General features: G+C 44.7%; 25 protein-coding genes. 16 read left to right on the top strand and 9 right to left on the bottom strand.

All coding sequences use genetic code 11. The annotated features are described in order from the left end of the window. The 4 genes from VGB26_08075 to VGB26_08060 form a co-directional block, all read left to right on the top strand. Window positions 1-436: hypothetical protein (locus tag VGB26_08075; protein HEX9757745.1), on the top strand; the 436-nt coding region annotated here is incomplete at its 5' end. A 36-nt stretch (window positions 437-472) separates the two neighbouring features. Beyond that, the gene (gene mrtJ / locus VGB26_08070) at window positions 473-952 is read left to right on the top strand and encodes a JDVT-CTERM system glutamic-type intramembrane protease (protein ID HEX9757744.1); all 480 of its coding nucleotides are present in this window, start codon (window positions 473-475) and stop codon (window positions 950-952) included. Between the two features lie 319 nt (window positions 953-1,271). Further along, window positions 1,272-3,224, top strand: coding sequence for a 1-deoxy-D-xylulose-5-phosphate synthase (gene dxs / locus VGB26_08065; GenBank protein ID HEX9757743.1), 1,953 nt, complete (start codon window positions 1,272-1,274; stop codon window positions 3,222-3,224). A 331-nt stretch (window positions 3,225-3,555) separates the two neighbouring features. Continuing rightward, window positions 3,556-3,804: a hypothetical protein gene (locus tag VGB26_08060; GenBank protein HEX9757742.1), complete on the top strand. Its 249-nt coding sequence runs from the start codon at window positions 3,556-3,558 to the stop codon at window positions 3,802-3,804. Window positions 3,805-3,955: 151 nt separating this feature from the next. Here VGB26_08060 and VGB26_08055 read toward each other — a convergent pair whose 3' ends face one another. Genes VGB26_08055 through VGB26_08030 form a run of 6 tightly spaced genes read right to left on the bottom strand, consistent with a single transcriptional unit; the run spans window position 3,956 to window position 9,297 of the window. Continuing rightward, entirely contained in the window at window positions 3,956-4,984 is a 1,029-nt protein-coding gene (locus tag VGB26_08055; protein HEX9757741.1) for a flippase-like domain-containing protein, read from the bottom strand. A 26-nt stretch (window positions 4,985-5,010) separates the two neighbouring features. Continuing rightward, window positions 5,011-6,345 (bottom strand): CDP-alcohol phosphatidyltransferase family protein, encoded by a 1,335-nt coding sequence (locus tag VGB26_08050; protein HEX9757740.1) that lies wholly within the window; start codon window positions 6,343-6,345, stop codon window positions 5,011-5,013. Next, complete coding sequence (locus VGB26_08045) at window positions 6,333-7,100, bottom strand: phosphocholine cytidylyltransferase family protein (protein ID HEX9757739.1); 768 nt, start codon at window positions 7,098-7,100, stop codon at window positions 6,333-6,335. Before VGB26_08045 ends, VGB26_08050 begins: the two co-directional genes overlap by 13 nt. Continuing rightward, entirely contained in the window at window positions 7,097-8,182 is a 1,086-nt protein-coding gene (locus VGB26_08040; GenBank protein HEX9757738.1) for an aminotransferase class V-fold PLP-dependent enzyme, read from the bottom strand. The genes VGB26_08045 and VGB26_08040 overlap by 4 nt, the downstream gene beginning before the upstream one ends. 54 nt (window positions 8,183-8,236) lie before the next feature. Next, window positions 8,237-8,806, bottom strand: a complete 570-nt coding sequence (locus VGB26_08035; protein ID HEX9757737.1) for a thiamine pyrophosphate-dependent enzyme — start codon at window positions 8,804-8,806, stop codon at window positions 8,237-8,239. Further along, window positions 8,800-9,297, bottom strand: a complete 498-nt coding sequence (locus VGB26_08030; GenBank protein HEX9757736.1) for a thiamine pyrophosphate-binding protein — start codon at window positions 9,295-9,297, stop codon at window positions 8,800-8,802. The genes VGB26_08035 and VGB26_08030 overlap by 7 nt, the downstream gene beginning before the upstream one ends. A gap of 366 nt (window positions 9,298-9,663) precedes the next feature. Between VGB26_08030 and ndhC the strand changes: the two genes are divergently transcribed. From ndhC to VGB26_07970, 12 genes are read left to right on the top strand one after another with little or no spacing between them, the layout of a single operon-like run. Further along, complete coding sequence (gene ndhC, locus VGB26_08025) at window positions 9,664-10,047, top strand: NADH-quinone oxidoreductase subunit A (GenBank protein HEX9757735.1); 384 nt, start codon at window positions 9,664-9,666, stop codon at window positions 10,045-10,047. Next, window positions 10,038-10,544 carry an NADH-quinone oxidoreductase subunit B family protein gene (locus VGB26_08020; GenBank protein ID HEX9757734.1) on the top strand — a complete coding sequence of 169 codons (507 nt, stop codon included), beginning with the start codon at window positions 10,038-10,040 and terminating at the stop codon, window positions 10,542-10,544. The genes ndhC and VGB26_08020 overlap by 10 nt, the downstream gene beginning before the upstream one ends. Then, entirely contained in the window at window positions 10,541-11,050 is a 510-nt protein-coding gene (locus VGB26_08015) for an NADH-quinone oxidoreductase subunit C (protein ID HEX9757733.1), read from the top strand. Before VGB26_08020 ends, VGB26_08015 begins: the two co-directional genes overlap by 4 nt. Before the next feature lie 8 nt (window positions 11,051-11,058). Then, window positions 11,059-12,309, top strand: coding sequence for an NADH dehydrogenase (quinone) subunit D (nuoD, locus tag VGB26_08010; protein HEX9757732.1), 1,251 nt, complete (start codon window positions 11,059-11,061; stop codon window positions 12,307-12,309). A gap of 19 nt (window positions 12,310-12,328) precedes the next feature. Then, complete coding sequence (locus tag VGB26_08005) at window positions 12,329-15,097, top strand: molybdopterin-dependent oxidoreductase (GenBank protein HEX9757731.1); 2,769 nt, start codon at window positions 12,329-12,331, stop codon at window positions 15,095-15,097. Further along, window positions 15,094-15,648 (top strand): NADH-quinone oxidoreductase subunit NuoI, encoded by a 555-nt coding sequence (nuoI, locus tag VGB26_08000; protein ID HEX9757730.1) that lies wholly within the window; start codon window positions 15,094-15,096, stop codon window positions 15,646-15,648. Before VGB26_08005 ends, nuoI begins: the two co-directional genes overlap by 4 nt. Window positions 15,649-15,654: 6 nt before the next feature. Further along, the gene (locus VGB26_07995) at window positions 15,655-16,218 is read left to right on the top strand and encodes an NADH-quinone oxidoreductase subunit J (GenBank protein HEX9757729.1); all 564 of its coding nucleotides are present in this window, start codon (window positions 15,655-15,657) and stop codon (window positions 16,216-16,218) included. 26 nt (window positions 16,219-16,244) lie between these two features. After that, window positions 16,245-16,550: an NADH-quinone oxidoreductase subunit NuoK gene (gene nuoK, locus VGB26_07990; protein HEX9757728.1), complete on the top strand. Its 306-nt coding sequence runs from the start codon at window positions 16,245-16,247 to the stop codon at window positions 16,548-16,550. Window positions 16,551-16,583: 33 nt separating this feature from the next. Next, the gene (gene nuoL, locus VGB26_07985) at window positions 16,584-18,560 is read left to right on the top strand and encodes an NADH-quinone oxidoreductase subunit L (protein ID HEX9757727.1); all 1,977 of its coding nucleotides are present in this window, start codon (window positions 16,584-16,586) and stop codon (window positions 18,558-18,560) included. Between the two features lie 12 nt (window positions 18,561-18,572). Beyond that, on the top strand, window positions 18,573-20,324 hold the full coding sequence (locus VGB26_07980; GenBank protein HEX9757726.1) for an NADH-quinone oxidoreductase subunit M: 1,752 nt from the start codon (window positions 18,573-18,575) through the stop codon (window positions 20,322-20,324). Between the two features lie 2 nt (window positions 20,325-20,326). Then, a complete protein-coding gene (locus VGB26_07975; protein HEX9757725.1) occupies window positions 20,327-21,904 on the top strand; it encodes an NADH-quinone oxidoreductase subunit M in 1,578 nt (525 codons plus the stop codon). Window position 21,905: 1 nt separating this feature from the next. Then, the gene (locus tag VGB26_07970) at window positions 21,906-23,369 is read left to right on the top strand and encodes an NADH-quinone oxidoreductase subunit N (protein ID HEX9757724.1); all 1,464 of its coding nucleotides are present in this window, start codon (window positions 21,906-21,908) and stop codon (window positions 23,367-23,369) included. A gap of 105 nt (window positions 23,370-23,474) precedes the next feature. On the opposite strand, the gene VGB26_07965 is transcribed toward VGB26_07970, so the two are convergent. The 3 genes from VGB26_07965 to VGB26_07955 all read right to left on the bottom strand — a co-directional run bounded on the left by VGB26_07965 (window position 23,475) and on the right by VGB26_07955 (window position 25,229). Further along, a complete protein-coding gene (locus tag VGB26_07965; protein HEX9757723.1) occupies window positions 23,475-24,317 on the bottom strand; it encodes a biotin/lipoate A/B protein ligase family protein in 843 nt (280 codons plus the stop codon). A gap of 93 nt (window positions 24,318-24,410) precedes the next feature. Beyond that, complete coding sequence (locus VGB26_07960) at window positions 24,411-24,899, bottom strand: Mut7-C RNAse domain-containing protein (protein HEX9757722.1); 489 nt, start codon at window positions 24,897-24,899, stop codon at window positions 24,411-24,413. 114 nt (window positions 24,900-25,013) lie between these two features. After that, a complete protein-coding gene (locus tag VGB26_07955; GenBank protein ID HEX9757721.1) occupies window positions 25,014-25,229 on the bottom strand; it encodes a hypothetical protein in 216 nt (71 codons plus the stop codon). Window positions 25,230-25,707: the final 478 nt, after the last annotated feature.

Genomic DNA, 25,707 nt, shown 5'->3' with positions numbered 1-25,707 from the left:
GGTGAACGGTTTTTATGATTTTGCGCTTGCCCGTTACGATACGGATGGGAGTTTAGATGGGACCTTTGGAAGCAGCGGGAAGGTGAGCACAGGATTTAACAGTAATCATGATGAAGCCTATGCCATGGCCATTCAAGCCGACGGTAAGATTTTGGCAGCCGGTCGATCCTCTAGCAGTCCCTTTGATTTTGCCCTTGCACGCTATAATTCAACTGGGGGTTTGGATTCGGGGTTTAACACCACTGGAAAAGTGATCACCGATTTTAGTTCCACTAATTCTAGTCTCGGTGGGGGCGGCGGTAGTGGAGGATGCGTGATGAATCCCGAAGGCGGACTTGACTTTACCTTAATAGGTATTCTGGTGTGGAGTGCCTTTTTCCTTTCCAGGAAAAATATTCGAAAATACATTTCTCGATTTCCAAATCGTAAATTTTAAAATTTATAATTTAAAGAACAACCCCCTTTTTTTTTCATGAGAGACCTTGCCCGTGAGTTTGGATTAGACCATTTCCCTCCCATTCACCGAGACCTCCTTTTTTTATTGGCCCTTTTATCTGGATTGATCTTTTGGGGGGCCCTTTGGGGTTTCTTCCCTGATAAGGGCCTTGCCGGGCCAGGGTTTTTCTCTTGGAGTTTTTTCTTATTGGTTGTTTGGCGCCCTTTCCTGGAGGAGTTATTTTTTAGAGGGGCAATTCAAGGACAATTATATAGGCTCCGGTGGGGGTCCCCTTCATTCCTGGGTGTTTCCATTGCCAATGGATTAACAACGGTTTTGTTTGCGTTTGCCCATTGGTTTTATCAATCTAGCCCATGGATCATCGGAGTGATTGTTCCCTCAATGGTTTTTGGTTTTTTCCGGGACCGGTATTCCAATATTTATCCATCTTTCGTCCTACATTCCTATTACAATGCAGGGTTCTTTTTTTTAGCAGGTTTACCAACACCCCATTAATTTCGGGGCAATTTTTTGCTGAAAAAAGGCTTTTTCCTGTCTTTGCGTTTAATCGAAAGGGTTTCCTTAAGCCTTTAATTTTTTTGGGGTCTACCCCCTCCCAATATTATCTTAAAGGGCCGATTTTCCTTGACAATTGCAATAATTTCACTAGAATAGGGCTTCGCTTAAACCGGGGTTTTAATATACTCGGTTTGATTATATCCATGTTCCCCGTTTACAATTAAATTCCGGTCTGCCTCCAAGTGGGAAAAGAGGTTGGATAGCGGGGGGAATTGTGGGTTTTTCCCTGTTGAAGATTTTTGTTAAGGAGGAATAAATGGGATTTTTGGAAAAGGTGAAAAGTCCGGATGACCTAAAAAAAATGAGTCGCGAGGATTTGCCACCCTTAGCCCAGGAAATAAGGGATAAAATTATTGAAGTGGTATCCAAAACGGGGGGGCACCTGTCTACCAATTTAGGTGTGGTTGAATTAACCATTGCGTTGCATTACCTTTTTGATACCCCTAAAGACCAAATTGTGTGGGATACCGGAAACCAAACCTATGCCCATAAACTCCTGACCGGGCGCGTTGATAATTTTCATACACTTCGTCAGTTTGAAGGAATCAGCGGGTTCGCCAAACGGGAAGAAAGCATTTATGACACCTTTAATGCGGGACATGCCGCCACCTCTTTGTCTGCTGCCGCGGGATTTATAGAGGCAAGGGATCAAAAAGGCGAGAATCATAAAGTGGTTGCCGTGATTGGGGATGGGGCCATGACCGCCGGTATGGCTTATGAAGGCCTAAATCATGCCGGTTCTCTCAAAAAAGATTTGATTGTTATCTTAAATGATAATGAAATGTCCATTTCTAAAAACGTGGGAGCCATTTCTTCTTATCTGACCAAGATTTTGACAGGTAAACTTTATACCAGGGTGAAGGAAGAAGCAGAAACCCTCCTCAAATCAATTCCGCGGATCGGGGAACCCCTTTTAAAAATGGCCAGGCGTGCTGAGGAGTCAGCAAAGGGTTTAATTGTTCCCGGCCTGTTTTTTGAAGAACTCGGGTTTCTTTATGTGGGTCCCATCGATGGACATCGATTTGACCATCTTATTCCAACACTTGAAAATGTAAAAAAACTCAAAGGACCTGTTTTAATTCACGTGATTACGAAAAAAGGAAAAGGGTATGAGCCTGCGGAAAAGGACCCCATTTTCCTCCATGCTGCGCCTCCCTTTGACATCCAAACTGGTAAATCCAAAAAGAAATCAGGTCTTCCCAGTTATACTAAAATCTTTTCAAAAGCCATTGTTGACCTTGCGAAAAAAGATAAACGGGTTGTTGCCATTACTGCGGCAATGGCTGGGGGAACCGGGCTGGACTATTTTGAGGAACAAATACCCGAGCGGTTTTACGATGTGGGAATTGCAGAACAGCATGCCGTGACCTTTGCGGCAGGGCTGGCTGCCCAGGGGCTTCGGCCTGTGGTTGCCGTCTATTCCACCTTTCTCCAAAGAGCCTATGACCAGATTGTGCATGATGTCTGCATACAAAATTTGCCGGTGACATTGTGTTTGGATCGAGGGGGGATGGTTGCAGAAGATGGAACTACCCATCATGGTATGTTGGATTATTCTTATCTTCGAACCATTCCAAACATGGTGGTCATGGCGCCGAAAGATGAAAATGAGATGAGGAGAATGCTCAAAACAGCCATCGAGCGGAATGGCCCCACCTCTTTAAGATACCCTCGGGGTTCCTCTCTCGGGGTTCATTTAGATGAGGAAATTGAGACACTTCCCATCGGTAAAGGCGAACTGTTGCAGGATGGAGAAGATGTGGTTTTAATCGGGATCGGCTACACGGTGGCCCCCTGCATGGAGGTTGCACAGCGTTTAGAGAAGCGTGGGATTTCCGCTGCGGTCATCAACGCACGTTTTGTGAAGCCGCTGGATGGCGAGCTTTTGCGGGAAGTCCTTGGCCGTGTTAAAAATGTGGTCACCGTTGAAGAGCATGGTTTAATGGGCGGGTTTGGCAGTGCCGTAACTGAATTTATCGTGGATGAGGGTCTGTTTGATGTCCGCGTGAAACGGATCGGTATCCCTGACGAGTTTGTGGACCAGGGTCCTCAAGCTTTGCTTCGAACTCTCTATGGCATGGATCCGGAAAAGATTGAAGAGAACGTTTCCCGCTTCTTAAAAGATCAAAAGGATCAGGTCATCCCTGGGGCCGGCGGAAAATCCCGTAAAGGCCAAAGCTCAGGCCTATTTTCCATGTTTAAATTTTAATTTCCCATTTCTGGACCCAAAAGAAGGTACCTTCCCAATATTTACTTTTGGGTCCCGTAATATGTCTTTTCCTTTCCTAGAAAAATCCAAGGTGATATTCCCGCGCAAGCGGGAATCCAGAAATTTAAAAGTACTGGATTGCGGCTCGTTTCCCGTTGCTCGGAAATAGCCGGAATGACATCAAAATTAATTATTTTAAATTTGGGACCACTTCAGGTGAGCTAAGAGGAGATTGGCCCACTTTTTCTTTCTTATGGTGAAATGAAGAGTTTTAAAAAGATTGTTTGTTCCTATTATTTAAATTATCCCAATGCCTTGCCAGAGGATCCTTATGTATGCTGAAAGTGAGGTTTATGTGGAGGTTGGGGGTGAAGACGCTACCACAGAAAGTTTTGATTCAACTTTTTCCTTTCAGGTTTATACATGGGGATACATAGAAAAGCAGTTTCAAAATAAAAAACTCAAATATTTGGTTGCGAAATCGGTTAAAATTGTAGACCGATTTAACGATGCAATTATTCGGGCGGCTATTGAGTCCGTTCTGGATAGAATCGGAGAATATGGTATTGAGCAGGGATAAATTAAAGTCTATAAAAAACTATACAATCTGAAAGGGTAGAGGGTGGCTCAAGTCGGTTATTGTCCAAAGCGTTAAAAGTTAGAGGCAGGAGGTTTGAGGTTTAAGGCTTTTCAATAAAAAATATTTTAATGAAGATCAATTTCCAACTTTTTTAAACCCCAGCCGCGGATGTTTCTTTTTCGGAGAGAGGGGATTGGGAAGAAACTTTAATTTCGTGTTTGCTTAAAACCAATAAACCTCCCCCGATCAGCAGGAGTTCCCGAATCCGCCGGACCAAAGAGAATGTGATGCCCGTACTGGCGGCCAATCCAAAAGCCGCGAAGATTAAAAGGTTCCCTCCTTCCTGAGCTCCTATAGCTCCGGGAATAAAAAACGCTGCACTTTTTACAATCGAAGCAATGCCTTCAATGATGATGGCTTCACTAATCCCGATGGGAATTCCCAGAAAGTAAAGAAGCGCATAAATTTCAAAGGCCCCTGCAAACCACCCGAAAAGAGAAAAGGTGATGGATTGATAAAACCCTTTTTGGTCGTGGTTGTAGAAATTGGAAATGGCTTGATCCAGAGAACGGATTTTTTCTTCCCGGGTTTTAAGAATCTGAAATTTGATTTTGAACCTTTCCAATTGGGAGAGGGTTCCCATAAATAGGCCTCTCTTTTGAGCCAAAAAGAAAAGACCTATGGCGATGATTCCTCCCAACAGCAGTAGAAGGGAAACCGAAAGAAGAGGCCCCGATCCTTCAATTTTAAATACCGCAAGGATCAATCCCATCAAAATAAAAATAATTTCAGAGATGACCAATGTTGTTTTTGCAATCACAACGGAAGCCAACCCTTGTACTAGAGGAATATGAAAGCGCTTCAGAATATAAGCTTTGACCGGTTCACCCCCCACGAAAGCAAAAGGGGTAATATAATTGACTGCTTCGCCGGCACATCGGGAAAGAAAAAGATTTAGGAATGATAATTTATTTTTGTTCTCCCCAAGGGTAGCCCTCCATCCCAGAGTATCAAAAGAGTAGCTGATTAAATAGGGGATAAAAATAATAATTAAGGCAAACCCCAAACTTTTGATCTCATTGAAAATAATGCCAGGACCGATTTGGTAGATCATGAGGATCAGGGCAATGATTCCCAGAGTAAGAAGCGTTAGTCTAATTTTATTCCAGTGTTTGGCCATGTAGACGGTACGAAATCCTTTTCTAATTACGTTTGAGGGCTTTCCTTTTTAATTTCTTTTTCTTTTAGACAAACGTTTTGCTGGCTCCTAGCCGTAAGAAACAATCCCAACAAAAAAAGGCCGAAGAGATTGGATCCTGCCCCTACGAGGATCAAGAGCCAGGGAAGACTATTTACCAAAGCCAATATCAAAACAATCAAAGAAAAATCTCGGTTGGCCATCATGGCAATGAATTTATTCATTAAAAAAATGGCCCAACCGTTTTGATCTGTTTGGTTCAGGGAGGAGGTCCTGTCCTGTAACCGTATTGAAAGAATAACTGATATGAATGAAAGAGAGATTCCAATCAAAGAAAGAAGGCCCCATTGAAGAAAACCCCCATCGGGGTTTTGCCTAATGGCCGTCCAGGTAATGGCGGAGAATATCAACAGATGGGCAATATTATCCAATGTGATATCTAACCATTTACCAAAAGGGGACTCCATAAATTTCAGACGGGCGACCTCTCCATCGGAGCAGTCCACCGTGGAGGAAAATTGAAACAATAAGGCACCCAAAATGGAATTGAAATAACCTTCCATTGCAAAGCCAATGGCTGCCAAAATCCCAATAATGAAGGAAAGAAGGGTAATCTGATTGGGGGTGATGGGTGTTTTGAGAAAAAAACGCGTAAGAATTTTTGATGCGGGGCGGTTGAGGTAGGTATCCACCATTCCGTCCAGGGGGCTTCCCAAGTTGTTTAAAAGTTCCTTTTCAATTATTTGAAGAAAAGAGGGGCTTTCTATGGGATAGCAAAGATGTTCGGGTTTTGCAAGAAAGGTTTTTACCCTTCCATCCTTTATTTTATGGGCCAGTGTCTCAAGATCTAATAAAGGGGGTTCCTTGAATTTTTCTCGAGGAAGGACAAGTATCTCAGAAGGAATCAGACTGTTGGAAGCCCCTCTATCAGGGATGGTGACAATCCAAGTGTCGGTTCCGCAATCCCAATGGCAAAGCTCTTTGGCCAACCCCCAAAGAAAATGAACATTTAATCCCACCAGGAGAAGGGGTTCGTGGCCAGGTATGCTTTTTTCAGGCAATGTGGGAGACCCTTGAACGATCCAGGTGACCTTTCCATTGAGCCGGATATCTTTATCGATATCGGTTTGAGTTTGAGGGTAGGGGAATTTGGATAAGACAAAAAATCGAGAGATTCCGGCTTTATAAAGTGATAATAAGGACCTTTTTAATAATGGAAGGCCTAAAAGCTTTATATCGGGAGAGGGCCAGGGGTCCTCTGCCTGGTTTTTATCCAGAAGAGAAAATGGAGGCAGATACACAACTGCCGTCTGAATTTTCTGATGGCTTTTCAGGTGTTCCAAAGAGGGTGTTCCTGCTCATATTTTAAAAGTTTTGGAAGAATTGATTTTTCGGCCTTTTGAATATCTTCCGGAAAGTCGATCTCCGTCCATGGCATTCCCCCCACCGGCAGGAATTTTACGTCCACTTCATTAAAAAAAGAATGAAAGGTGTCCTCATATTCCATGTCCACCTCACCCTGTTTTACAAAATCTTTAATAATCTGTTTCAGTTTTTCGGACGATGAACGGGAAATTTTCAAAAAACCGATGCCTTCTCCCATCAGATCGAAATCCTCGGGGCCTTTCCCCTGAACTTTTTTGGTGCAATCGATGACACGGTTGTTTTTTATCAAAAGCATCTGTTCTTCTCCGTGGCTTTGTACCGATTGATCCAATAACATGAGATCAGGGTGAGGGGACTGGATCAGCATGGATAGAAATTGTTTAGGGAAGAGAACATCCGCATCCATGATCAAAAGGTCATCATTGAAGAATTCCCGGGCCGCCCATAGGGATAAGATACTTCCCCGCAGATAATCCGGGTTGACCGTTGTTTGAATGTTGAGATGGGGGTGGGAATCTTTGATAAACTGCGTCATTTTCTCCTCAAGGTACCCCACCACAATGACGATGTCTTTAATCCCGACGGCTTCCAGAGCCCCTAAGAACCTTGAAAGAATGGGAACCCCTCCCACGGGAATAAGAGATTTTGGGCAATGTTGTGTGAGCGCTACAAGGCGCTTTCCTTTGCCCGCGGCAAGAATAATTGCTCTCATGACCTTCCTTTTAGGGTTTCCTCTAACGCATTCAAAAAGTGTTTAAAGTCATTCTGGGTAAGGTGGCCCATATTGGCCACACGGAATATTTCCGATTCCAACTTACCCTGGCCCGCATAAATAATAAACCCTTTTTCTCGAAGTTGGTCGTGGAGGGTTTTATAGGTCATCCCTTTTGGGAATTTGAGACTGGTGATGGTATTGGATCGGAGGCCCTCAGGAAGCAAAAGGTCTAAGTTTAGGTTTTTAAAGCCCTCCCGAAGTAATGTGGAGGCGTCTTTATAACGGGAAATTCTATGGATGACCCCTTCTTCTAAAAGCTCCTCAAGTGCTTCGGAAAATGCATAGGCGATTTGAACAGGGGGAGTGAAAGGGATGTGGGACCGGCCGTTTTGAAGATAGGTGGAAAGGCTTAAATAAAGGGAACGCTTCGGGAAAGAAAGCACCCGGTCCACCTGGTTTTCCTGAATTAGGACAAACGATAGACCCGGAAACCCCTGGATGCATTTGTTAGCCGTTCCCCCGCAAAATTGAATATGGCTTTTCTTTAAATCAATTTCTTCGCCCCCCAGCCCGCTAACGGAGTCCACCAGGAAGGTCCGCTGATATTGATGAACCAGTTCTCCAAGACGGGTGATGGGATTGATTAACCCGGTGGTGGTTTCATGGTGAACCATGGCCACGACTTCGATGGAAGGATCCTCTGATAAATGCTTCTCTATTTTGGAAAGATCAGGTGGTTTCAACCATGAGGATTGAACTTCGACGGTGGAAAAACCGTAACTTTTGGTCATGGTTAAAATCCGTGCTCCGTAGACGCCGTTATTAACAATGAGCATCTTTTTCCCGGGACTCAAACAGGAAGAAACTGCTGATTCCATAGCGGCGGTTCCTGAACCGGGGATTAATACGATGCCATAACCTCCATCGGGGGCAAAAGCTTGGAGGACATTTTTGCGGATGGTCTGGAGCAAATGAAAAATCTCTTCCTCCCGGTGACACATATCCCCCTTCAATAAAGCCTGCTGGACCCGGGGAGATGTGTTGACGGGGCCTGGATTCAAAAGGATGTTTTTTTTCATGGGGTTATTGAGAGGGTCAAAAGGTTATAAAAGGTGAAACAGGGGAAATCATGTTTAATGTCCTGCCACCACGGACCTTAACCGTCGGGTCATCTCCTCTGGTGTATATGTCACCCGTCCGATGCCGGTTTCATCGGTGGTGGGGGGAATTAAGATGTGGATTAAACAAGGGCCTGGGGTGGATTGAGATTTCTCGAACGCTTGGACCAATTCTTCAATGGTGTTGGGTTTACTCATCCAACGGTAGCCCGCTGCCATGGCCATTTTGGCTAAATCTATTTTTGAAGAAAGTGTGGGTTGGTTTCCAGTGGAGCCATACACCCCGTTATCCAAAACAATGTGTGTGAGATTTTGCGGTTGAAAAACCCCAATAGTGGATAGGGCCCCTAAATTCATCAATACATTTCCATCCCCGTCTAACACAATAACTTTTTTCCGGGGATTGGAGAGGGCCAAACCAAAACCAATGGAGGAGGCCAGGCCCATGGAACCAATCATGTAAAAGTTTTCCCGGCGGTCTTTGAGTGTAAAGGATTCCCGTCCGATGTATCCGTTACAATGGATGACCAGTTGGCTGGTCAGGTTTTCGGAAATGGTTAAAAGCGCCTGTGTTCGGGTCAGCATAAAATTCCTTTTCGAACCCAAAGGGCCGCTGGAATTTGTTTCCGTTCAAAAATAGAGAGAATCCAATCCAAATCCTTTTCAAAGGTTTCAGGGGAAAGGTTCCGATGGGGAATACCGATATCATCCAAAATTTTGGTACAGGCTTCCCCCATTACAATATGTTCAGGTGCGTCCTTCCCTCCTTCACCCCGCCAGGTAATCAAAAGTAGAGATGGAATCTTATAAATCAGCGAGAGGGAAGTTAAGGCATTGAGGCAATTTCCAAGTCCTGAGTTTTGCATGAGGACCACGGGAAGCCGTGTTCCCATATAGGCACCACAGGCGATTCCAACGGCTTCATCTTCTCGGGAAGCGGGGATATACGGCATTTCCTTTTCCTGATGAAGGAGGCTAAACGTGTCTCCGAAAAGCGAGCAGGGAACCCCGGTAAAAAAATTAAACCCTTTTTGTTTCAGGATTTGGATCATTTCAGCGGGGGCCATTGTATTCATGGTTGGGTTCCCGTGGTTTCAATGAGGGTTCAAAATGGAATAAATTTAACGAATTCCACATTTTATATAAACCTTTTCCCATAATCAAATTTTTTTTCAAATCATTAATTTGGCCAGGGGTAGCACTTTTTGAAAAATAAACTTTTATAATCCGGGAAAAACCGTTTTTCAGGATATAGGTCTTTTGGCCTACTTCATTTGAACATTTAACCTATATCTTCCATGGGCTGAATTAGTTCCTTTCCCCAATTGACTTTTCTATTTAAGAGTGTGAAAATACAGAGGTATTTTGCCCCAAAGGGTTTTTCGGGGCAATTTTTATTAAAATCAACAGTTTATTGATTTTATTAATAAAAAGGGCTCTTCATGGAAGCGAATGCAGCCTTTTCCAGCTACTTAGGAAATTATTTTCCTGTCTTAGTTTTTATCTTCGCAGTTTTTGTCTTTGCGGTGGGCACACTGGTCCTGAGTTATTGGGGCCAACCTCGAGTTGCCAACGTCGAAAAACTTACCCCTTATGAATGCGGAAGCGAGCCTATTTCCGACGCACGCATGCCTTTTCCTGTTCGTTACTACATAATTGCGATGCTCTTTGTCATTTTTGATGTGGAAATCATTTTCTTATATCCTTGGGCCATTGTTTTTGATAATCTTGGATTTATTGGGTTTCTAGAGATGATTATTTTTATTCTCCTTTTTGTATTAGGGTATGGATATGCTTGGAAGAAAGGAGCCTACGAATGGGATTAACCCAAATCCAAGGAATTTCGGAATCAAAAAGCGGGGATCCTGGATTTATCATAACCACACTTGAAAACGCAGTCAATTGGGCCAGAAAAAGCTCCCTTTGGCCCATGACTTTCGGGTTGGCCTGTTGTGCCATTGAGATGATTGCGGCGGTCTCTTCTCGTTATGACATGGACCGGTACGGGGCAGGGGTTTTTCGTGGTTCTCCCCGGCAGTCGGATCTCATGATTGTGGCAGGGACAGTCTGCAGGCGAATGGCACCGGTAATACGGAAGGTATATGATCAGATGCCCGAGCCCAAATATGTAATTGCCATGGGTTCTTGTGCCACCTCCGGTAATATTTATGATACCTATGCTGTGGTTCAGGGGGTGGATCATTTTGTTCCTGTGGATATTTATGTTCCGGGCTGCCCTCCGACACCGGAAGCCCTTTTCGATGGGGTTTTGAAGTTACAACAGAAGATTATGGAGAGAAGGGTTTTTGAGAAAAAAGTATGAGTGAAATAAATCCTATTGTAGAAAAAATTCAACAGAGATTCTCTGAATATTTTGTTTCTTGGAGTGATTATCGGGGGGATCTTTCGGTGCAGGTGAAAAAAGATGGGTTCCATGCTCTATGCCAGTATTTGCACGATGACCCGGAAATGGATTTTGACTATATCGTTCATGTCAGCTCCGTGGATTACCTTGGACAAAAGGAACGGTTTGAAGTGGTCTATGAGTTCTATTCCATTCGAAAACGCCGGCGAATCCGCGTGAAAGCCCGGGTCGCAGAAGAGGACTGCTCCATTGATTCGGTGACGGATTTATGGAAGGGGGCCGATTTTATGGAACGGGAGGTGTTCGACATGATGGGGATACGCTTTCTTCATCATCCCAATCTCACACGGATTCTACTTCCCGATGAATATAATGAGGGATATCCCTTGCGGAAAGATTTTCCCATGAGGGGAAGAGGGTGGCGCGATACCTTTGAATTTATGCAGAAGCCAAGCAACCAATAGGAGATTGAATGGCCGACCACCGGTTTGAACCACCAACAGCCGAATTACCTGAAGGGGTTGTGCTTGGGGAGGAGTCTCAGCTTCCGCTGTTGAGAACGGAGGAGCTCATGCTGAGCATGGGACCCCAGCATCCCAGCACCCATGGGGTCCTCAAGGTGATTTTAGAGCTGGAGGGAGAGCGGATTGTAAGGGCCACCCCGGTTTTGGGTTTTCTTCATCGCGGGGTGGAGAAGCTTGCCGAGGATGGTACCTACATGCAGTTTATCCCTCATACGGACCGGTTGGATTACGTGTGTGCGATGTACAATAATTTTGCGTATGTCCGTGCGGTGGAAAAACTCTACGATTTAAAGGTTCCCGAGAGGTGTGAATACCTAAGAACCATTGTTGCTGAAATACAACGCATCATTGGGCACCTTTTTTGGCTTGGGACTCAGGCCCTCGATATTGGAGCCATGACCGTTTTTTTCTATACTTTTCGAGAACGGGAGATTTTGCTGGACTGGTTTGACCAGCTTTGCGGGGCCCGTTTGACCACCAGTTGGTATCGCATCGGAGGGGTGGAAAGTGACATCCGGCCCTCGCTGCTCAAGGAGCTGTATGAGTTTTTGGATTATTTTCCCCCCAAGATCGAGGAGTACAATACCTTGCTGGAAACCAACCGGATCTGGATTGCGCGGACAAAACATATTGCGGTGATTTCCGCTGAAGATGCCATTAGTTTCGGTTTGAGTGGCCCCACGCTTCGGGGATCGGGGGTAGATTATGATCTTCGCAAAGCGGAGCCTTACGGTGCCTACGATAAAGTGGAATGGAATGTTCCTCTTGGAAAAAACGGGGATACTTACGACCGGTATTGGATCCGAATTGAGGAACTCAAAGAAAGCTGTAAAATCATTCGTCAATGTCTGGATCAGCTTCCCGAAGGCCCCATAAAGGCCGATTCTCCGAAGGTGGTGGCTCCTTCCAAAGAGCGGGTTTTTAACAATCTTGAAAGCATGATTGCCCAGTTTAAACTGTATAGTGAGGGAATGAGGCCTCCAAAAGGAGAAATTTATTGTGGAACCGAGGCCCACAAGGGGGAGCTTGGTTTTTACATTGTCAGTGATGGGTCCGGCAAACCTTTCCGCTTGAAAATCAGGGCCCCATCCTTTATTCATATGGGGGCCTTTGATTTTATGGCAAAGGGGTATATGATCGCCGATATTGTTACCATTTTTGGAACCTATGACATCGTCATGGGTGAATGTGATCGTTAGTTTTAATGGAGTTTTTTAAATGGCAGAACAGCTCATCAATCTAGGTAAAAAAGAGATGATTGAGTGCACCATTGACGGTGAGAAGGTCATGGCTGAAAAGGGAACGTCCCTCTATGACGTGATTACCAGTATGGGGAAGATTCTTCCGGCCATGTGTTACCATTATACCTTCAAACCCTTCGGGTCCTGTGGAATATGCCTGGTGGGGGTAGAAGGAAAAAAAATGCCCGTTCGATCCTGTACGGCCCCTGTGAAAGAGCCGATGGTGGTGACCACAGGTACCCCCGAGCTTTTTGAGGCCCAAAAAAAGGCCATTGAAAAACACCTGACCACACACCCCTTGGATTGCCCGGTTTGCGATGCAGATGGCCATTGTGAATTACAGGACATGACGTTTAATTTTGGTATCGGTTCCATTGGTCCCGTCAAGCAAAAGGGAATTCCCGAAGACACCCGGAGCATCGTCCTGGATTTTAATATGGAACGATGTATTCTCTGCGGACAGTGCATTAATATTTGTAAAGAGGTTCAAATGGTGGATGCCCTCCGTTTTATGAAAAAAGACGGGCAGACCCATGTCGTCGCCCATGGGGATGTACCCCTGTTCTGTGAGTTTTGCGGTGATTGTATGACCGTGTGTCCCGTGGGAGCCATTACTGACAAATATTCAAAATATAAATTCAAGCCTTGGCAGTTGGTGAAGACCCAAACCACTTGTAACTTTTGTCCCGATGCCTGCCAGATCATCCTCAATATTAAAGAGGAGAAAGAAGTCATCCAGGTGGATTCACCTCTTTCTTGGACAGAAAAATGGGGTGAACGGGAGTCCACAAAATCGGGCCATGGTGGAATCTGTGTTCGAGGCCGTTACGGATTTAGGTACATCACCAGCCCAGAGCGTCTTCAGGTTCCATTAATTAAAACCAATAACCAATTGGAAGAAACCTCCTGGTGGGACGCTACCGAAATGGTCTCCAAACGCTTATCGGAGATCAAGGCGGTATACGGAGGGAAAAGCATTGCGGGACTAATTTCCGCTCGGTGCACCAATGAAGATCTCTACCTGTTTCAGAAATTTATGCGGGTTGCCTTGGGTTCTAATCGGATTGATAGTTCTGCGCGTTACGGGCATATGAATGCGGTGCGGGCATTATCCCCCATCGCGCAATTTGGAACCCAGGGGTTATCATATGAAGAGATAACCAAAGCTCAAACGATTTTGGTCATCGGGTCGGATCTCACAGAGACCAACCCCATCATTGGCTTACGCGTAAAAGAAGCCCTGCGGAGGTACAAAGCACAGGTTGTTGTGGTCCATCCCATGAAAACCAATTTGGCCGAACTTGCAAGCCATCATCTTCCGATAAAACCAGGATCAGAAGGATGGTTCATTCGTGGTTTGGTTAAAATTCTTATTGAAGAAAACCTTGGGGATTCCTCGGTGGCGGGGAAGTCGGATGGTCCTGTCTCCAAATTGAGGGATGCGGTCCAAAGCATCTCTTTGGAGCAGGTTGTAGAGCACACCGGAATTCCCCGTGAAACCCTTTTAGAGGTTGCAAAACTTTATTTGGAAACAGAGAGTGCTGTCCTTTTTGTTGGAGAAGGCATTCTCAAAACCCATCGAGGGTTTGAGAATATGAAAGTCCTGATGGATTTGGCAATCCTTGCTGGAAAATTGGATCGTGACGGTTGTGGGATTATCCCTTTGTGTGAGGAGAATAACGAACAAGGGGCGGTAGACATGGGGGCAACTTCTGAATTTTTACCCGGTCAGGTTCCCTATGGCGATGTCAATCTTCGAGACAAGGTCGAACAATCTTGGGGAGAGATACTTCCGACCCATAGCGGGTCCCATTTAATGGGAATCATCGAAAAAGCCAGACAGGGGGAAATTAAGGCCCTTTATTTGGTGGGTGAAAATCCTTTGGGAACATTGCCTGCTTCGGTCAATGTCAAGGAGGCCCTTGAAAAGGTCGAATTCATTATCGTACAGGACCCTTTTCTGACCGAAACCGGTCAACTGGCTCATGTGGTTCTTCCTGCCTGCACCTATATTGAAAAAACCGGAACCTTTACAGGAATGACCGGAATGGTTCTCCCCGTCAAACAGGCAATGGATCCTGTTGGGGAAAGTCGGGCAGATTGGCAGATTTTCTCTGAGCTTTCAGGTGCAATGGGATACCCCATGGAATATCTGGAGTCCGATGAAATTCAGAAGGAAATTGAAGGATTAGTTCCTCAATATTATGAAGGCCATTCAAAGAAAAATCGGCGATCCCTCTCTTCTTATCTCTCGGGCGCTTTTCATGAGGGAATCATGGAGAGATATCAACTCGTTCCTTCTACCCCTCCCGGGTCATATCCATACCACCTGGTTATGGGACAAATTCTTTACCATTCAGGAAAGCTTTCCACAAGGGATAAGGGGTTAATGGAAATTTATCCAAAGAATTTCCTGCGTATCAACCCCGCGGACAGTGAACGTCTTCAATTAGGGGATGGGGCTCGGGTTCGGATGGATTCCGAAAATGGAAGTGTGGAACTGGTGGTGGAGGTGGATGCCATGCTTCCGGAAGGGCTTTTATTTTACCCGGAACATTTTAACGATCCCCCGGTTAAGGATCTTTTTGCCTGCGAGGTGGATGCCCTAACCGGCGTTCCCTATTTTAAATCGGCACGGGTTTCTTTGACCAAAACCGCTGATGCTCCCCCCAAATCACAGCCAGAAGAAAGTGTGGCCGCGGTGGCCCCTGACCCTCAAGAAGATAAGGGAGGAGAGAAGGCGTGAGTATTAAGGAATTTTTTAAAAATGTTTTAATGACCGAAATTTTGAAGGCCCATGTGTTAACGTTTAAACACATGTTCGTCAAACCCGTCACTCTCCAATATCCTCACGAAAAAATTTCACTTCCGGATACCCATCGAGGAGCGCTGTGTCTTCTTCGTTATGAGGATGGGGTTGAACGCTGTGTTGGGTGTGATTTGTGTGAAGCGGCGTGTCCTTCCAAATGTATCAAGGTGGTCAGCGAAGAAGATAAAACCATGCCCTTGAAGCGGATTGCTACGGAATTCTATATCGACATGACCAAGTGTGTGTTTTGTGGTTACTGTGTGGAAGCGTGTCCGGTCAACGCTTTGGCGATGACCAAGATGTATGATTACTCAACGGATAATAAGCGGGACCTGATTTTTGACAAGGATAAGCTTTATGCTATCGGTGATCAATTAATGGTAGATGCGAAAAAGTATCTTGTGGCTCATGATCAGGAAAAAGAAGATCAAGCCAGTCTGGAATACCGCTACAAATTTCCCTTCTCAGTACTGTCGCGAAAGGAATAAAAGGAAGTGACCCCGACTTCCCTGTTTTTTTATTACTGCGCCACCATTACCATCCTTACCGCCATCATGACCGTCAGTCTTCGAAACCCGGTTCATTGCGGAATGTCCCTCCTGACTATGCTCCTTCATGTCGCCGGGTTTTTTGTGATCCTGAATGCGGAATTTGTTGCTGTTGTACAGGTGATTCTTTATGCGGGAGCGATTTTAGTTCTCTATCTGTTTGTCGTTATGTTATTAAGTCTTAAAAGTGAGGAGAATTTCCTTCACCGGGGTTATGCGATCATCCTCTTTGTTGTTTTAGGAATTTTTGGAGAAATCTTTTTAATCTTAATGAAATCCCCCTTTGCCGGAAGGTTAGGAGAATTTACAGCCGACCGCGTGACCGAAATTGGAAACCCCCATGCAATTGGATTACTCTTATTTAATGATTACCTTCTTCCGTTTGAAATTATAGGGGTCTTCCTTCTGGGAGCCATTGTCGGAGCCATTGCCCTTGCAAAAGTTCCTTTCCAACAGCACCTAAAGGAAAGGTTTGAGAGGCGAAGGATGAGGGGCCAAGGAAACCCTTAGGCTTACTTTAAGGAATTTTAAGTTTAATGGAAATAACATTAACCCATTATGTAACGGTTAGTTTTATTGTATTTACAGTTGGACTGATTGGTGTAGTGGTTCGACGAAATTTTATTATTATTCTTATGGCGGTAGAAATGATGCTCAATGCCGCTAATATTAATCTCGTCGCTTTTTCATACTACCTGGATTCTCTCACCGGCCAAATTGTCTCCCTGTTTGTTATTGCCATTGCCGCAGGGGAGGCGGCAGTTGGGTTGGCCATTATCATTGTGGTGTTTCGCGGTAGGATTTCCACGAACGTCGATCAGATTAATCTCCTGAAATGGTAGCGAATGTATTCCCCCTGAACCTAGGATAAAGTGGTGATCCTGTCACTGGTTTGGTTAATTCCAGCAGCTCCTCTTTTTGGAGCGGTGGTCAATGGTTTTTTTGGAAATCGTTATTCCCGGGCAACTGCCCACCGAATAGGGATCGGGACCATTGCCTTCTCCTTTTTGATATCCCTCTTCGTTTTCTCCCACGTCATCGGTGTTCCAGCCCCAAAAAATATAGAATTGTATTCCTGGATTTTTGGGGAATCTTTTTCGGTCCCCATTGGGTTTCTGATTGATCCCCTAACTACTGTCATGCTTTTGATTGTTACGGGTGTGGGTCTTTTGATTCATATTTATTCGGCCGGCTATATGCATGATGACCCGGGTTATTCCCGGTTTTTCTCTTACCTCAATCTCTTTGTTTTTTCCATGCTCCTGCTGGTTATGGGAAATAACTTTTTGGTTCTTTTTATCGGGTGGGAAGGGGTGGGGCTTTGCTCCTATCTACTCATTGCCTTCTGGTTTGAAAAAACGTCGGCCAGTCAGGCTGGAACAAAAGCTTTTGTGGTCAATCGTATTGGTGATGCCGGTTTTTTAATTGCGATTTTTTTTGTTTTTTCTCATTTTGGAACTTTAACCTACACCGAGATTTTCCCCAGGGCAGGGGAACTCAGCACGGCTATGGCGACGGCCATTGCCCTTTGTCTATTGGTTGGTGCGGTTGGTAAATCGGCACAGCTCCCTCTTTACACATGGTTGCCCGATGCCATGGAAGGTCCGACTCCGGTGAGTGCCCTCATTCATGCGGCTACCATGGTAACCGCAGGGGTGTATATGGTGGTCCGGACCCACGCGATCTTCGATTTAGCCCCCTTTGCCATGAATGTGGTGGCGATTATCGGGGGATTAACCGCTTTCTTTGCCGCAACCATTGGCCTTGTCCAAAACGATATTAAGCGGGTATTGGCCTATTCCACCGTCAGTCAATTGGGATTTATGTTTTTAGCCTGCGGTGTAGGGGCCTATATTGCTGCGATTTTTCATTTAATGACCCACGCCTTTTTTAAAGCCCTGCTTTTTATGGGTGCGGGAAGTGTCATCCATTCACTGTCAGGAGAACAGGATATCCGGAAAATGGGCGGTCTTTGGTCCAAGATCCCCACAACGGCTTGGACCTTTTTTGTTGGTGCCATTGCCATTGCCGGTATTCCGCCGTTGGCCGGGTTTTGGAGTAAGGACGAAATCTTGGCAGGTGTATTTAAGGAAGGACATTATATCCTCTGGGGATTGGGAACCCTTACCGCGTTTTTAACTGCTTTTTATATGTTTCGCCTTTTTTATTTGACCTTCCACGGGGAATCCCGAGTAGAACATGAGGCCATTCATCACCTTCATGAATCTCCTAAGATAATGACCTATCCGCTGGTGGTTTTAGCCTTTCTCTCCATTGCGGGCGGAATGGTTCTGGGATTTCCTCCTGAGACTGGCTGGATCCATCACTTTTTAGGTTCCGTGGCTGGAGGGAAAGAGCATCATGCCCTTTCTATGTTGGATTTTGTTTTAATTGCTATATCCGTTTTTGTTGCCGTGGGGGGATGGTTGGTTGCCAGGAATATGTATAAAGAACCGACACCGATTCCTTCAAAACTTTCTGAAAGGTATCAAGGGGCTTACTCTATTTTACTCAATAAATATTGGGTGGATGAATTCTATGACCGGTTCATTGTTCAAACCAGTAAAATTTGGGGTGTGTTTCTTTGGATGTTTGATCGGAATTTTGTGGACGGTCTTGTGCGAGGGGTTGGAAGAATGGCTCAAGGAGGGGCGGCATTCAGTACCTGGATTGAGAAATATATAATTTATGGATTTTTAAATATTGTGGCGTATTTTAACCATGTTGCCGCCGCGTTTTTAAAATTAATGCAAACGGGATTGGTCCACCATTATGCGGCTATTATTGTATTTGGGCTTTTTGTTTTATTGAATGTCTTTTTGCTGGTTGCCTTCCGAATGATGGCTTCCTAACCGGAGAGAAGCGTGCAGGAAATTTTCGCAACCGAACAGATTGGGTTTCCGATCTTAAGCCTTTTGGTTTTTTTGCCCATTTTGGGGGCCTTTGGGGTTTGGATGGTCAGTGAGGACCAACAGGCTAGAAAAATCAGCCTGGGTGTGAATATTGTCCTGTTGTTTTTCTCTCTCCTTTTGATTGGCTTCTTTGTTCGGGAGACCTCGGCCTTCCAATTTGTGGAGAGGTTAAATTGGATTCCTCCCCTGGGCATTAGCTACCATGTGGGCGTTGATGGAATCAGCCTGTTATTGGTTGTGATTACCATTCTCCTTTCCTTTTTGGTCCTTCTTTATTCCTGGGGGACTATTACCGAGTATGTCCGTTACTATATTCTTTGCCTCTTAATTTTGGAAGGAACCGTCATTGGGGTCTTTGTGGCCATGGACCTCTTTATGTTTTTCCTTTTCTGGGAAGTTATGTTAATTCCCATGTATTTTCTTATCCGGGTTTGGGGTGTAGGGGCCCGCAGGGATTACGCCGCCATGAAGTTTATGGTTTATACGCTCACCGGAAGTGTTCTGATGTTAATCGGAATGGCAATTCTCTACATGAATTACCATGAATTTGCATTGAGTCAGGATCTCTCCAAGGTTTATTCCTTTGATTTGTTGGATCTTCTTGTTGTTCCTCTTAGTTTTGAAAAACAGATATGGGTTTTTATTTTCTTCTTTTTCGCATTTGCCTTCAAAGGTCCCATGGTTCCTTTTCACACCTGGTTTCCCGATGCATTGAAAGAAGGTCCCATTGCAATGGGTGTGATTTTGGCGGGAATTAAGCTGGGGGCTTATGGGTTTATTCGCTTTTCTCTACCTTTATTACCGGAAGCTTCAGTTTATTTTGCCCCTTTGATGATGGTTCTGTCCCTGATTGCGATTATTTACGGGGCACTGATTGCTTTGATTCAAACGGATATTCGAGGGTTATTGGCCTATTCCAGTATCAGCCATTTGGGTTTTGTTACCCTCGGTCTTTTTGCGCTCAATTATCAAGGTATTCAAGGGGGACTCCTTCAAATGATTAACTTGGGAATTACCACCTCCGCTTTTTTCTTAATGGTGGGATTCTTGGAGAACCGGATCAAATCCCGGGAGATATCAGAGATGGGGGGGTTGGTAAAACGATGGCCTGTTTTAACTGCCTTCTTTTTTATGGTCCTTCTTTCCAGTTTGGCCCTTCCCGGAACCAACGTTTTTATCGGAGAATTTTTGATCCTGTGGGGCGCTTTTATGTCTTCTTGGTGGTATGGGGCCTTTGGGGTCATTGGTGTTATTTTGGCTGCGGCTTATCTCATTTGGTATTTTGAACGGTCCATTTTTGGGCCTTTGAAACGGATGGATCTTGGAACCATTCAGGATCTTGGAAAAAAAGAGTTTGCCATCAGCTTGATTTTGGTCATTTTAATTTTTTGGATTGGCGTGTATCCTTCCCCCGTTTTGAGGTTGATCAATGGTTCAGTAGGTGATTTAACGGTCCGTATTAAGGGGAAAAATTCAGTGACCTTTGTGGGTTCAGAAAGAGGGCAAAAAGAATTGAAAGAACAAATTTTAAATCCACAAACAGGGAAAACACACAGGGATCCAGAAATGGTGTTATTGCGAGGTGCCTTTACTCCGGAGCATTCCCCGAGAGAGAGTTTACCTCTCTTTGCTCTCGGGGATAATATTGATTCTTCTATTTTGACCCTTGACGGGTCCATTCAATTAAATCGGGAGTCTTTTTAAGGGTGGATCATCTCTTATCAATCATATTGTTTGCCCCCATCTTAGGGGCGGTTATTTTAATTTTCATTTCTAATGAAAAACCCCTTTTGGTTCGGGGTGTGGCGGTGGGGTCTAGCTTTATCTCCTTTATTTTGTCTTTTTACCTTCTCTATACCTTTGATTTTCATAAAGGAGGTTTTCAATTCCAAGAACAATATATGTGGTCGGAGGCGCTGGGGATCTCCTTTTATTTGGGTGTGGATGGGATCAGTGTTCCGTTGGTTTTGGCCTCTTCTATCCTTCTTTTTACAGGTGTTTTTATTTCTTGGTATATCAAAGACCGTGCCAAGGAGTTTTACATTTTTCTTTTGCTTCTTGCCTCCGCAACCATTGGGGTGTATGTCTCCCTTGATTTATTTTTTCTTTACTTTTTTTATGAAATGTCGGTTCTTCCCATGTACCTGCTCATTGGCGTATGGGGAAGTCATACCAAAGGGTACCTGGAAATGGGGGATAAAACCAAACGGGATTCCCTTTCCTTTATTTTCAATTTTGCCAGTAACAGTAAAGAATACGCCGCCATGAAACTGACCCTGTTTCTTTCCTTTGGGGCGGTGGTTGCATTGCTTGGAATTTTTTTAATTTATATCAATTCAGGATTGAACACTTTTAATATTGTTGAACTGGAGGCTGCGGGGAATCATTTTCCGAAAGTTCTCCAAGCCATTATTTTTTTCCTCATCTTTTTCGGGTTTGCTTCCATTGCCCCCCTATGGCCAATGCATTCCTGGTCGCCGGTGGGCCATGCCTCCGCTCCTGCCGCAACCAGCATGCTTCACGCCGGTGTTTTGATGAAACTCGGTCATTTTTCCATCATCCGGGTAGGATATTATATTCTTCCCGATGCAACCCGTGAATGGATGTGGGTGGCCGCAATGCTCTGCGTGTTTAGTATTATCTACGGGGGGTTAGTGGCATTCTTCCAAAAAGACACCAAGTATGTGATCGGCTATTCCAGTAGTAGCCATATGGGATATATTTTTTTAGGAATGGCTGCACTAAATATGATCAGTATGACCGGGGCGGTTCTTTACATGTTTGCCCATGCGCTGGCCACGGGAATGCTCTTTGCCATTGCGGGGTTTGTTTATGACCAAACCCACACACGGAATATCCCCGATTACGGAGGTCTGGCAAAAAATATGCCGTTCATTGCAGGGGTTTTCATTGTGGCCGTGGCCGCATCCTTTGGGCTTCCCGGAACGGTTAATTTTGTAGGCGAACTGATGGTCATCGTTGGAAGCTGGGACGCCTACCCGGTTCAAACGGTGATTGCGGTCCTGGGAATTGCGATTACAATGTTTTACTTGATGCGGATGCTTAAAAATATATTTTTTGGAGAGTTTAATCCACAATGGGCCCATGTCAGGGATGCCAGTCCGGTGATTGACCGGCTTCCTCTGCTCATTATGGTTTCCTGTACGGTTTTTTATGGTATTTTTCCTTCTCATTTTATTGAAGTCATCAAAGCAGGGGTTTATCCTCTTTTGGCGCTAATCAATGGACCCGGTACCATGATTTCCCAGGGAGGTGGATTTTAGTATGCCGGCACCCTTGATTTTTTCCTGGAACGACCTGATTCTCCTTTCCCCCGAAATTTTCATGACCTTATTGCTTTGCGTGGTCCTCCTCTTTGATTTTGTTTTTCCAAAATGGAATAAAACAGTTCTGGCTTGGATCAGTGTTGCGGGGATAGCCGTAACCATCGGGATTTTATTATGGCTTTATTCCACCGGGACCACCGGGACCTTATTCAAAGGGATGTTTTCACAGGATCGTTATGCCATATTCTTTAAAATTATTATCCTTGTTTCCACAACCTTTGTTTTTCTTATTTCTTTGGATTACCTTCGGAAGGTAGAATATTTTAAAGGTGAATATTATTTTCTGCTTTTATTATCTGCTTTAGGAATGATGCTCATGGCTTCGGCCAATGATTTTCTGAGCTTGTTCATTACTCTGGAATTTGCCACTTTCGGTTTTTATATTTTAGTCGCCTACCTGCGGGAGAATTTACGCTCGAATGAAGCAGGGTTAAAGTTTTTTATTCTGGGTGTTTTCACCGCTTCTATTTTAGCCTATGGGATTAGTCTGATCTTCGGGGAAACGGGAACAATTTTATTCCCCGAAATTGCCCAAATGAATCCTGCAATGACACCAGGGCTGGTTTTGGGTTTTCTCCTGATTTTTGTCGCGCTGGCATTTAAAATTGGAGCCGTTCCATTTCATAACTGGGTTCCCGATATTTACGAAGGGGCTCCCACCCCGATTACCGCCTTTCTTTCCATCGCCCCTAAAGCGGCAGCCATTGCCGTTCTTTTGAGGGTTTTTTTCTCCACCTTCAGCGAATTTAAACCCGAATGGGTTTACCTTATTGTCCTGGTTTCTATTGTCTCTATGACTTATGGGAATATTGTGGCAATTAGTCAAAAGAATATAAAGCGTTTGCTGGCCTACTCCGGTATTGCGCAAATCGGGAACATTTTAATTGGTGTGGCCGCCGGGACCAAGATGGGAGGGGACTCAATCCTTTTTTATTTATTGACCTACCTTTTCGCAAACATCGGCGCCTTTGCGGTGGTAGTTGCTTTTTCTAATGTAACCAACAGTGATACCATTGCGGATTACAGTGGCCTTAACCGGAGATCCCCATTGCTGGCTTTGGCCCTGTTTATTTTTCTCCTATCACTGGCTGGGGTTCCCCCCCTTGCGGGTTTCATAGGAAAAATATATCTTTTTGCGGCCGCCATGAAAGAACAGCTTTTTACTCTTGTGATTGTGGGGCTGATTAATATTGTGATTTCGATGTATTACTATCTGGTAGTGGTAAAGAAGATCTATATTGGAGAGCCAACGGATTCCTCTCCCATCTATGTGCCGTCTTCCATAAAAGCCGTTATATATGTTAGCCTTGCAGGTGTGTTGATTTTAGGAGTTTATCCCAGGCCCTTTATCAATATCGTCGTTGAATCCGCCGGAATCTTTTCCCACCTCATCGGCCAATAGAAGTTTTTCCTATCACAATTTTTCCCTGATTTTTTGGACTTGGCTTTTCATTCCTTCCATTTGGAAGGGGAGGATAGGTGAAGTAGAGCAATTCCTTTTCCCAACTCACCTCAAATTCCACTCATTGTTCCCATACCGCTCTTGGATCAATTTGGGGACAAGGTCCTTTTCATGGGGCAGGAGATCTTCTTGTTGAAACCGGATGGAAAAAGCCTCCTCAAACCCCGAACAAATTGAATCTTTCAACTTTTTAAGGGAGGGGAGAGGGGACAAGATTTGTTTTAAGGGTATCGCTTTATTTTGATAATCGGAGAGGATTTTGGCTCGGTTCTGCTCTGAGGAGAACCTGAAAAAGGTTGAATAGATAGTTGGGTCGTCTTGAAAAAGTAATGATCCGTGCTGTAGGAAGCCATTGGACCACCGGCGCTGTGCGCTTCCCATTAGTTTCTTTCCCTGTACGGAAAGTTCGTACCAAGAGGAGGAAGAAAAGCATAAAGGCGATCGCCTACCCTCAATGACGGGTTCCTCCCAAAGAGATATATTCACGCCAAGTTTTTCTAACCCCTTTTGAAAACCCTCACCGATTTTGAGAAATGTTTCTTTGAGGTTTTTTCCGAACAGTTCAGTTCCATTTGAAGCGGCCATGCTGTAGGTGAGTTCCTGTTCATGGTAAACTGCTCTTCCTCCAGTCAACCGCCGGATAATTCCAATTCCTTTCTCACTGCAGAAATCTAAATTTAAGGTATCCTGAGCTTTTTGAAAATACCCCAGTGAAATGGTTGGTCTGCTCCACTGATACAGACGAAGTGTAGGGGGAGAAGATCCTTCTCTACCGGATAAAGCAATGGCCTCATCAATGGCCATATTCACCTCAGGGGATTCAGGTCCCCGGTCTATTAATCTCCAGATTTGCATTGTATTTAGTAACCCGAAGGAATGCTTCGTCATTCCCGCGAAACTTGTCCCCGTATGCTTAAATCGGGGAGCGGGAATCCAGAAACAAATCCTAGTCTAGATTCCAGCCTGCTCCAAGTTATCCTGTTATTTAGTTTGAAACTGTTTAATTCGTTCAATCATCCGCTTAACATGGGTTCCTTCCCAATAGATTTTTTCGCATCTGGGGCATTGGCTGAAATCAGACTGGGTTTGAAAAACATAGGGAGGAACCCGCTTTTTTACCGCCCCTTTAGAGATTTGTTTCAAGGAAAAATTACAATCAAGGCACCGGCTCAAGGAGGCACTTGGTTCCATATTTAAATCCTGGAGGACTTGGTGAAATTGCTCCTCCGGGTGGTCATTTTTAATAAAAATGTGGGGAGGGAGGTTATTGCGCTTGAGGAGGTAGGTATCTCGGGTAAGGATTAGGCGCTTTTCAGATCTCGCCTGTTCAATGATTCTGTTCCTGGAACGATTGGCCTGTTTTGAATCACGGTGAAAGGTGGTAACATCATACCCCAGTATCCTTAACCAGCGTCCCAACCGGCCCACCATGGCATCTGCTAAAAAAAGTACGGGGGAGTGTTCTTTCATCTGATTAAAAGATTTGTCTTCTTGAAATGAAATTCGCGATGGAGCAGATGTTTTTTAAGCGGTCATTGTGATTGAACGAAATGAGGGGGGCATTCACTTTTCTGTTTCAAAAATTTAAGTTTCACATTCAAAACACTTTGTTCCCCGGGCCAAAACTTTTTCTTCGTTCATGTCCATCTCATGAACCGTAAAGTTTCCCTCAACCAATAAATGAGACATCTTGTTATTTTCAAGATAGTCCCCTAGTACCTCCAAAGCTTGGTATCGGCTATTGGCAATGACATAAAAAGAATCTGATTTGTGTAGATGTACCTCAAAAATCTGGTTCATAATTGCTCCCCCCTTGATAAGTATTTATTAGAATACCTTAAATATACCAAGTTCTATTTAGGTTTTGCAAGCTGTGGAAAATGCCCAAAAGGGTGGAGGAGATTATTAATATTTCTTCCTCCTACCGGAATCTGTCAATGACTTTGAGACACCTGTTGTCCGAAATTAGTGTAGCGCCTCCTCACGTGCGGACGCCGGCTTGGGTTTGTTGATCCATTCGGCCTCCGGAACGACCGGGGGAACCGGCATCTTTCGTACAAAGCGCTCCGGATGGGCTTCATAGGCGGCCTGAAGAACCGCTGCGCGTGTCACTGGTCATGAGAAAATGTACCAAAAATGGTCATGAAAAGTGTACCAGTTTTAAGGGGCATTCCTCATAAAAGAGGGGTACCATCGATCTTTCTTGTGAAGACGGGAGGGAGAGATGGTCGGAAAGGAGGAATGCATGGAGATATGGGTGTTGAAGCGGCAGGGATAT

Source organism: Nitrospiria bacterium (assembly GCA_036397255.1).
In the GTDB taxonomy this organism is placed as follows: Bacteria; Nitrospirota; Nitrospiria; order DASWJH01; family DASWJH01; genus DASWJH01.
The sequence above is the reverse complement of the archived record's forward strand: the minus strand, read 5'-3'. Positions and strand labels throughout refer to the sequence as shown.

Coding starts and splice junctions, on each gene's coding strand:
- mrtJ (HEX9757744.1), top strand. CDS start 473: ATGAGAGACCTTGCCCGTGAGTTTGGATTAGACCATTTCCCTCCCATT.
- dxs (HEX9757743.1), top strand. CDS start 1,272: ATGGGATTTTTGGAAAAGGTGAAAAGTCCGGATGACCTAAAAAAAATG.
- VGB26_08060 (HEX9757742.1), top strand. CDS start 3,556: ATGTATGCTGAAAGTGAGGTTTATGTGGAGGTTGGGGGTGAAGACGCT.
- VGB26_08055 (HEX9757741.1), bottom strand. CDS start 4,984: ATGGCCAAACACTGGAATAAAATTAGACTAACGCTTCTTACTCTGGGA.
- VGB26_08045 (HEX9757739.1), bottom strand. CDS start 7,100: ATGAGAGCAATTATTCTTGCCGCGGGCAAAGGAAAGCGCCTTGTAGCG.
- VGB26_08040 (HEX9757738.1), bottom strand. CDS start 8,182: ATGAAAAAAAACATCCTTTTGAATCCAGGCCCCGTCAACACATCTCCC.
- VGB26_08035 (HEX9757737.1), bottom strand. CDS start 8,806: ATGCTGACCCGAACACAGGCGCTTTTAACCATTTCCGAAAACCTGACC.
- VGB26_08030 (HEX9757736.1), bottom strand. CDS start 9,297: ATGAATACAATGGCCCCCGCTGAAATGATCCAAATCCTGAAACAAAAA.
- ndhC (HEX9757735.1), top strand. CDS start 9,664: ATGGAAGCGAATGCAGCCTTTTCCAGCTACTTAGGAAATTATTTTCCT.
- VGB26_08020 (HEX9757734.1), top strand. CDS start 10,038: ATGGGATTAACCCAAATCCAAGGAATTTCGGAATCAAAAAGCGGGGAT.
- VGB26_08015 (HEX9757733.1), top strand. CDS start 10,541: ATGAGTGAAATAAATCCTATTGTAGAAAAAATTCAACAGAGATTCTCT.
- nuoD (HEX9757732.1), top strand. CDS start 11,059: ATGGCCGACCACCGGTTTGAACCACCAACAGCCGAATTACCTGAAGGG.
- VGB26_08005 (HEX9757731.1), top strand. CDS start 12,329: ATGGCAGAACAGCTCATCAATCTAGGTAAAAAAGAGATGATTGAGTGC.
- nuoK (HEX9757728.1), top strand. CDS start 16,245: ATGGAAATAACATTAACCCATTATGTAACGGTTAGTTTTATTGTATTT.
- VGB26_07970 (HEX9757724.1), top strand. CDS start 21,906: ATGCCGGCACCCTTGATTTTTTCCTGGAACGACCTGATTCTCCTTTCC.
- VGB26_07965 (HEX9757723.1), bottom strand. CDS start 24,317: ATGACGAAGCATTCCTTCGGGTTACTAAATACAATGCAAATCTGGAGA.
- VGB26_07960 (HEX9757722.1), bottom strand. CDS start 24,899: ATGAAAGAACACTCCCCCGTACTTTTTTTAGCAGATGCCATGGTGGGC.
- VGB26_07955 (HEX9757721.1), bottom strand. CDS start 25,229: ATGAACCAGATTTTTGAGGTACATCTACACAAATCAGATTCTTTTTAT.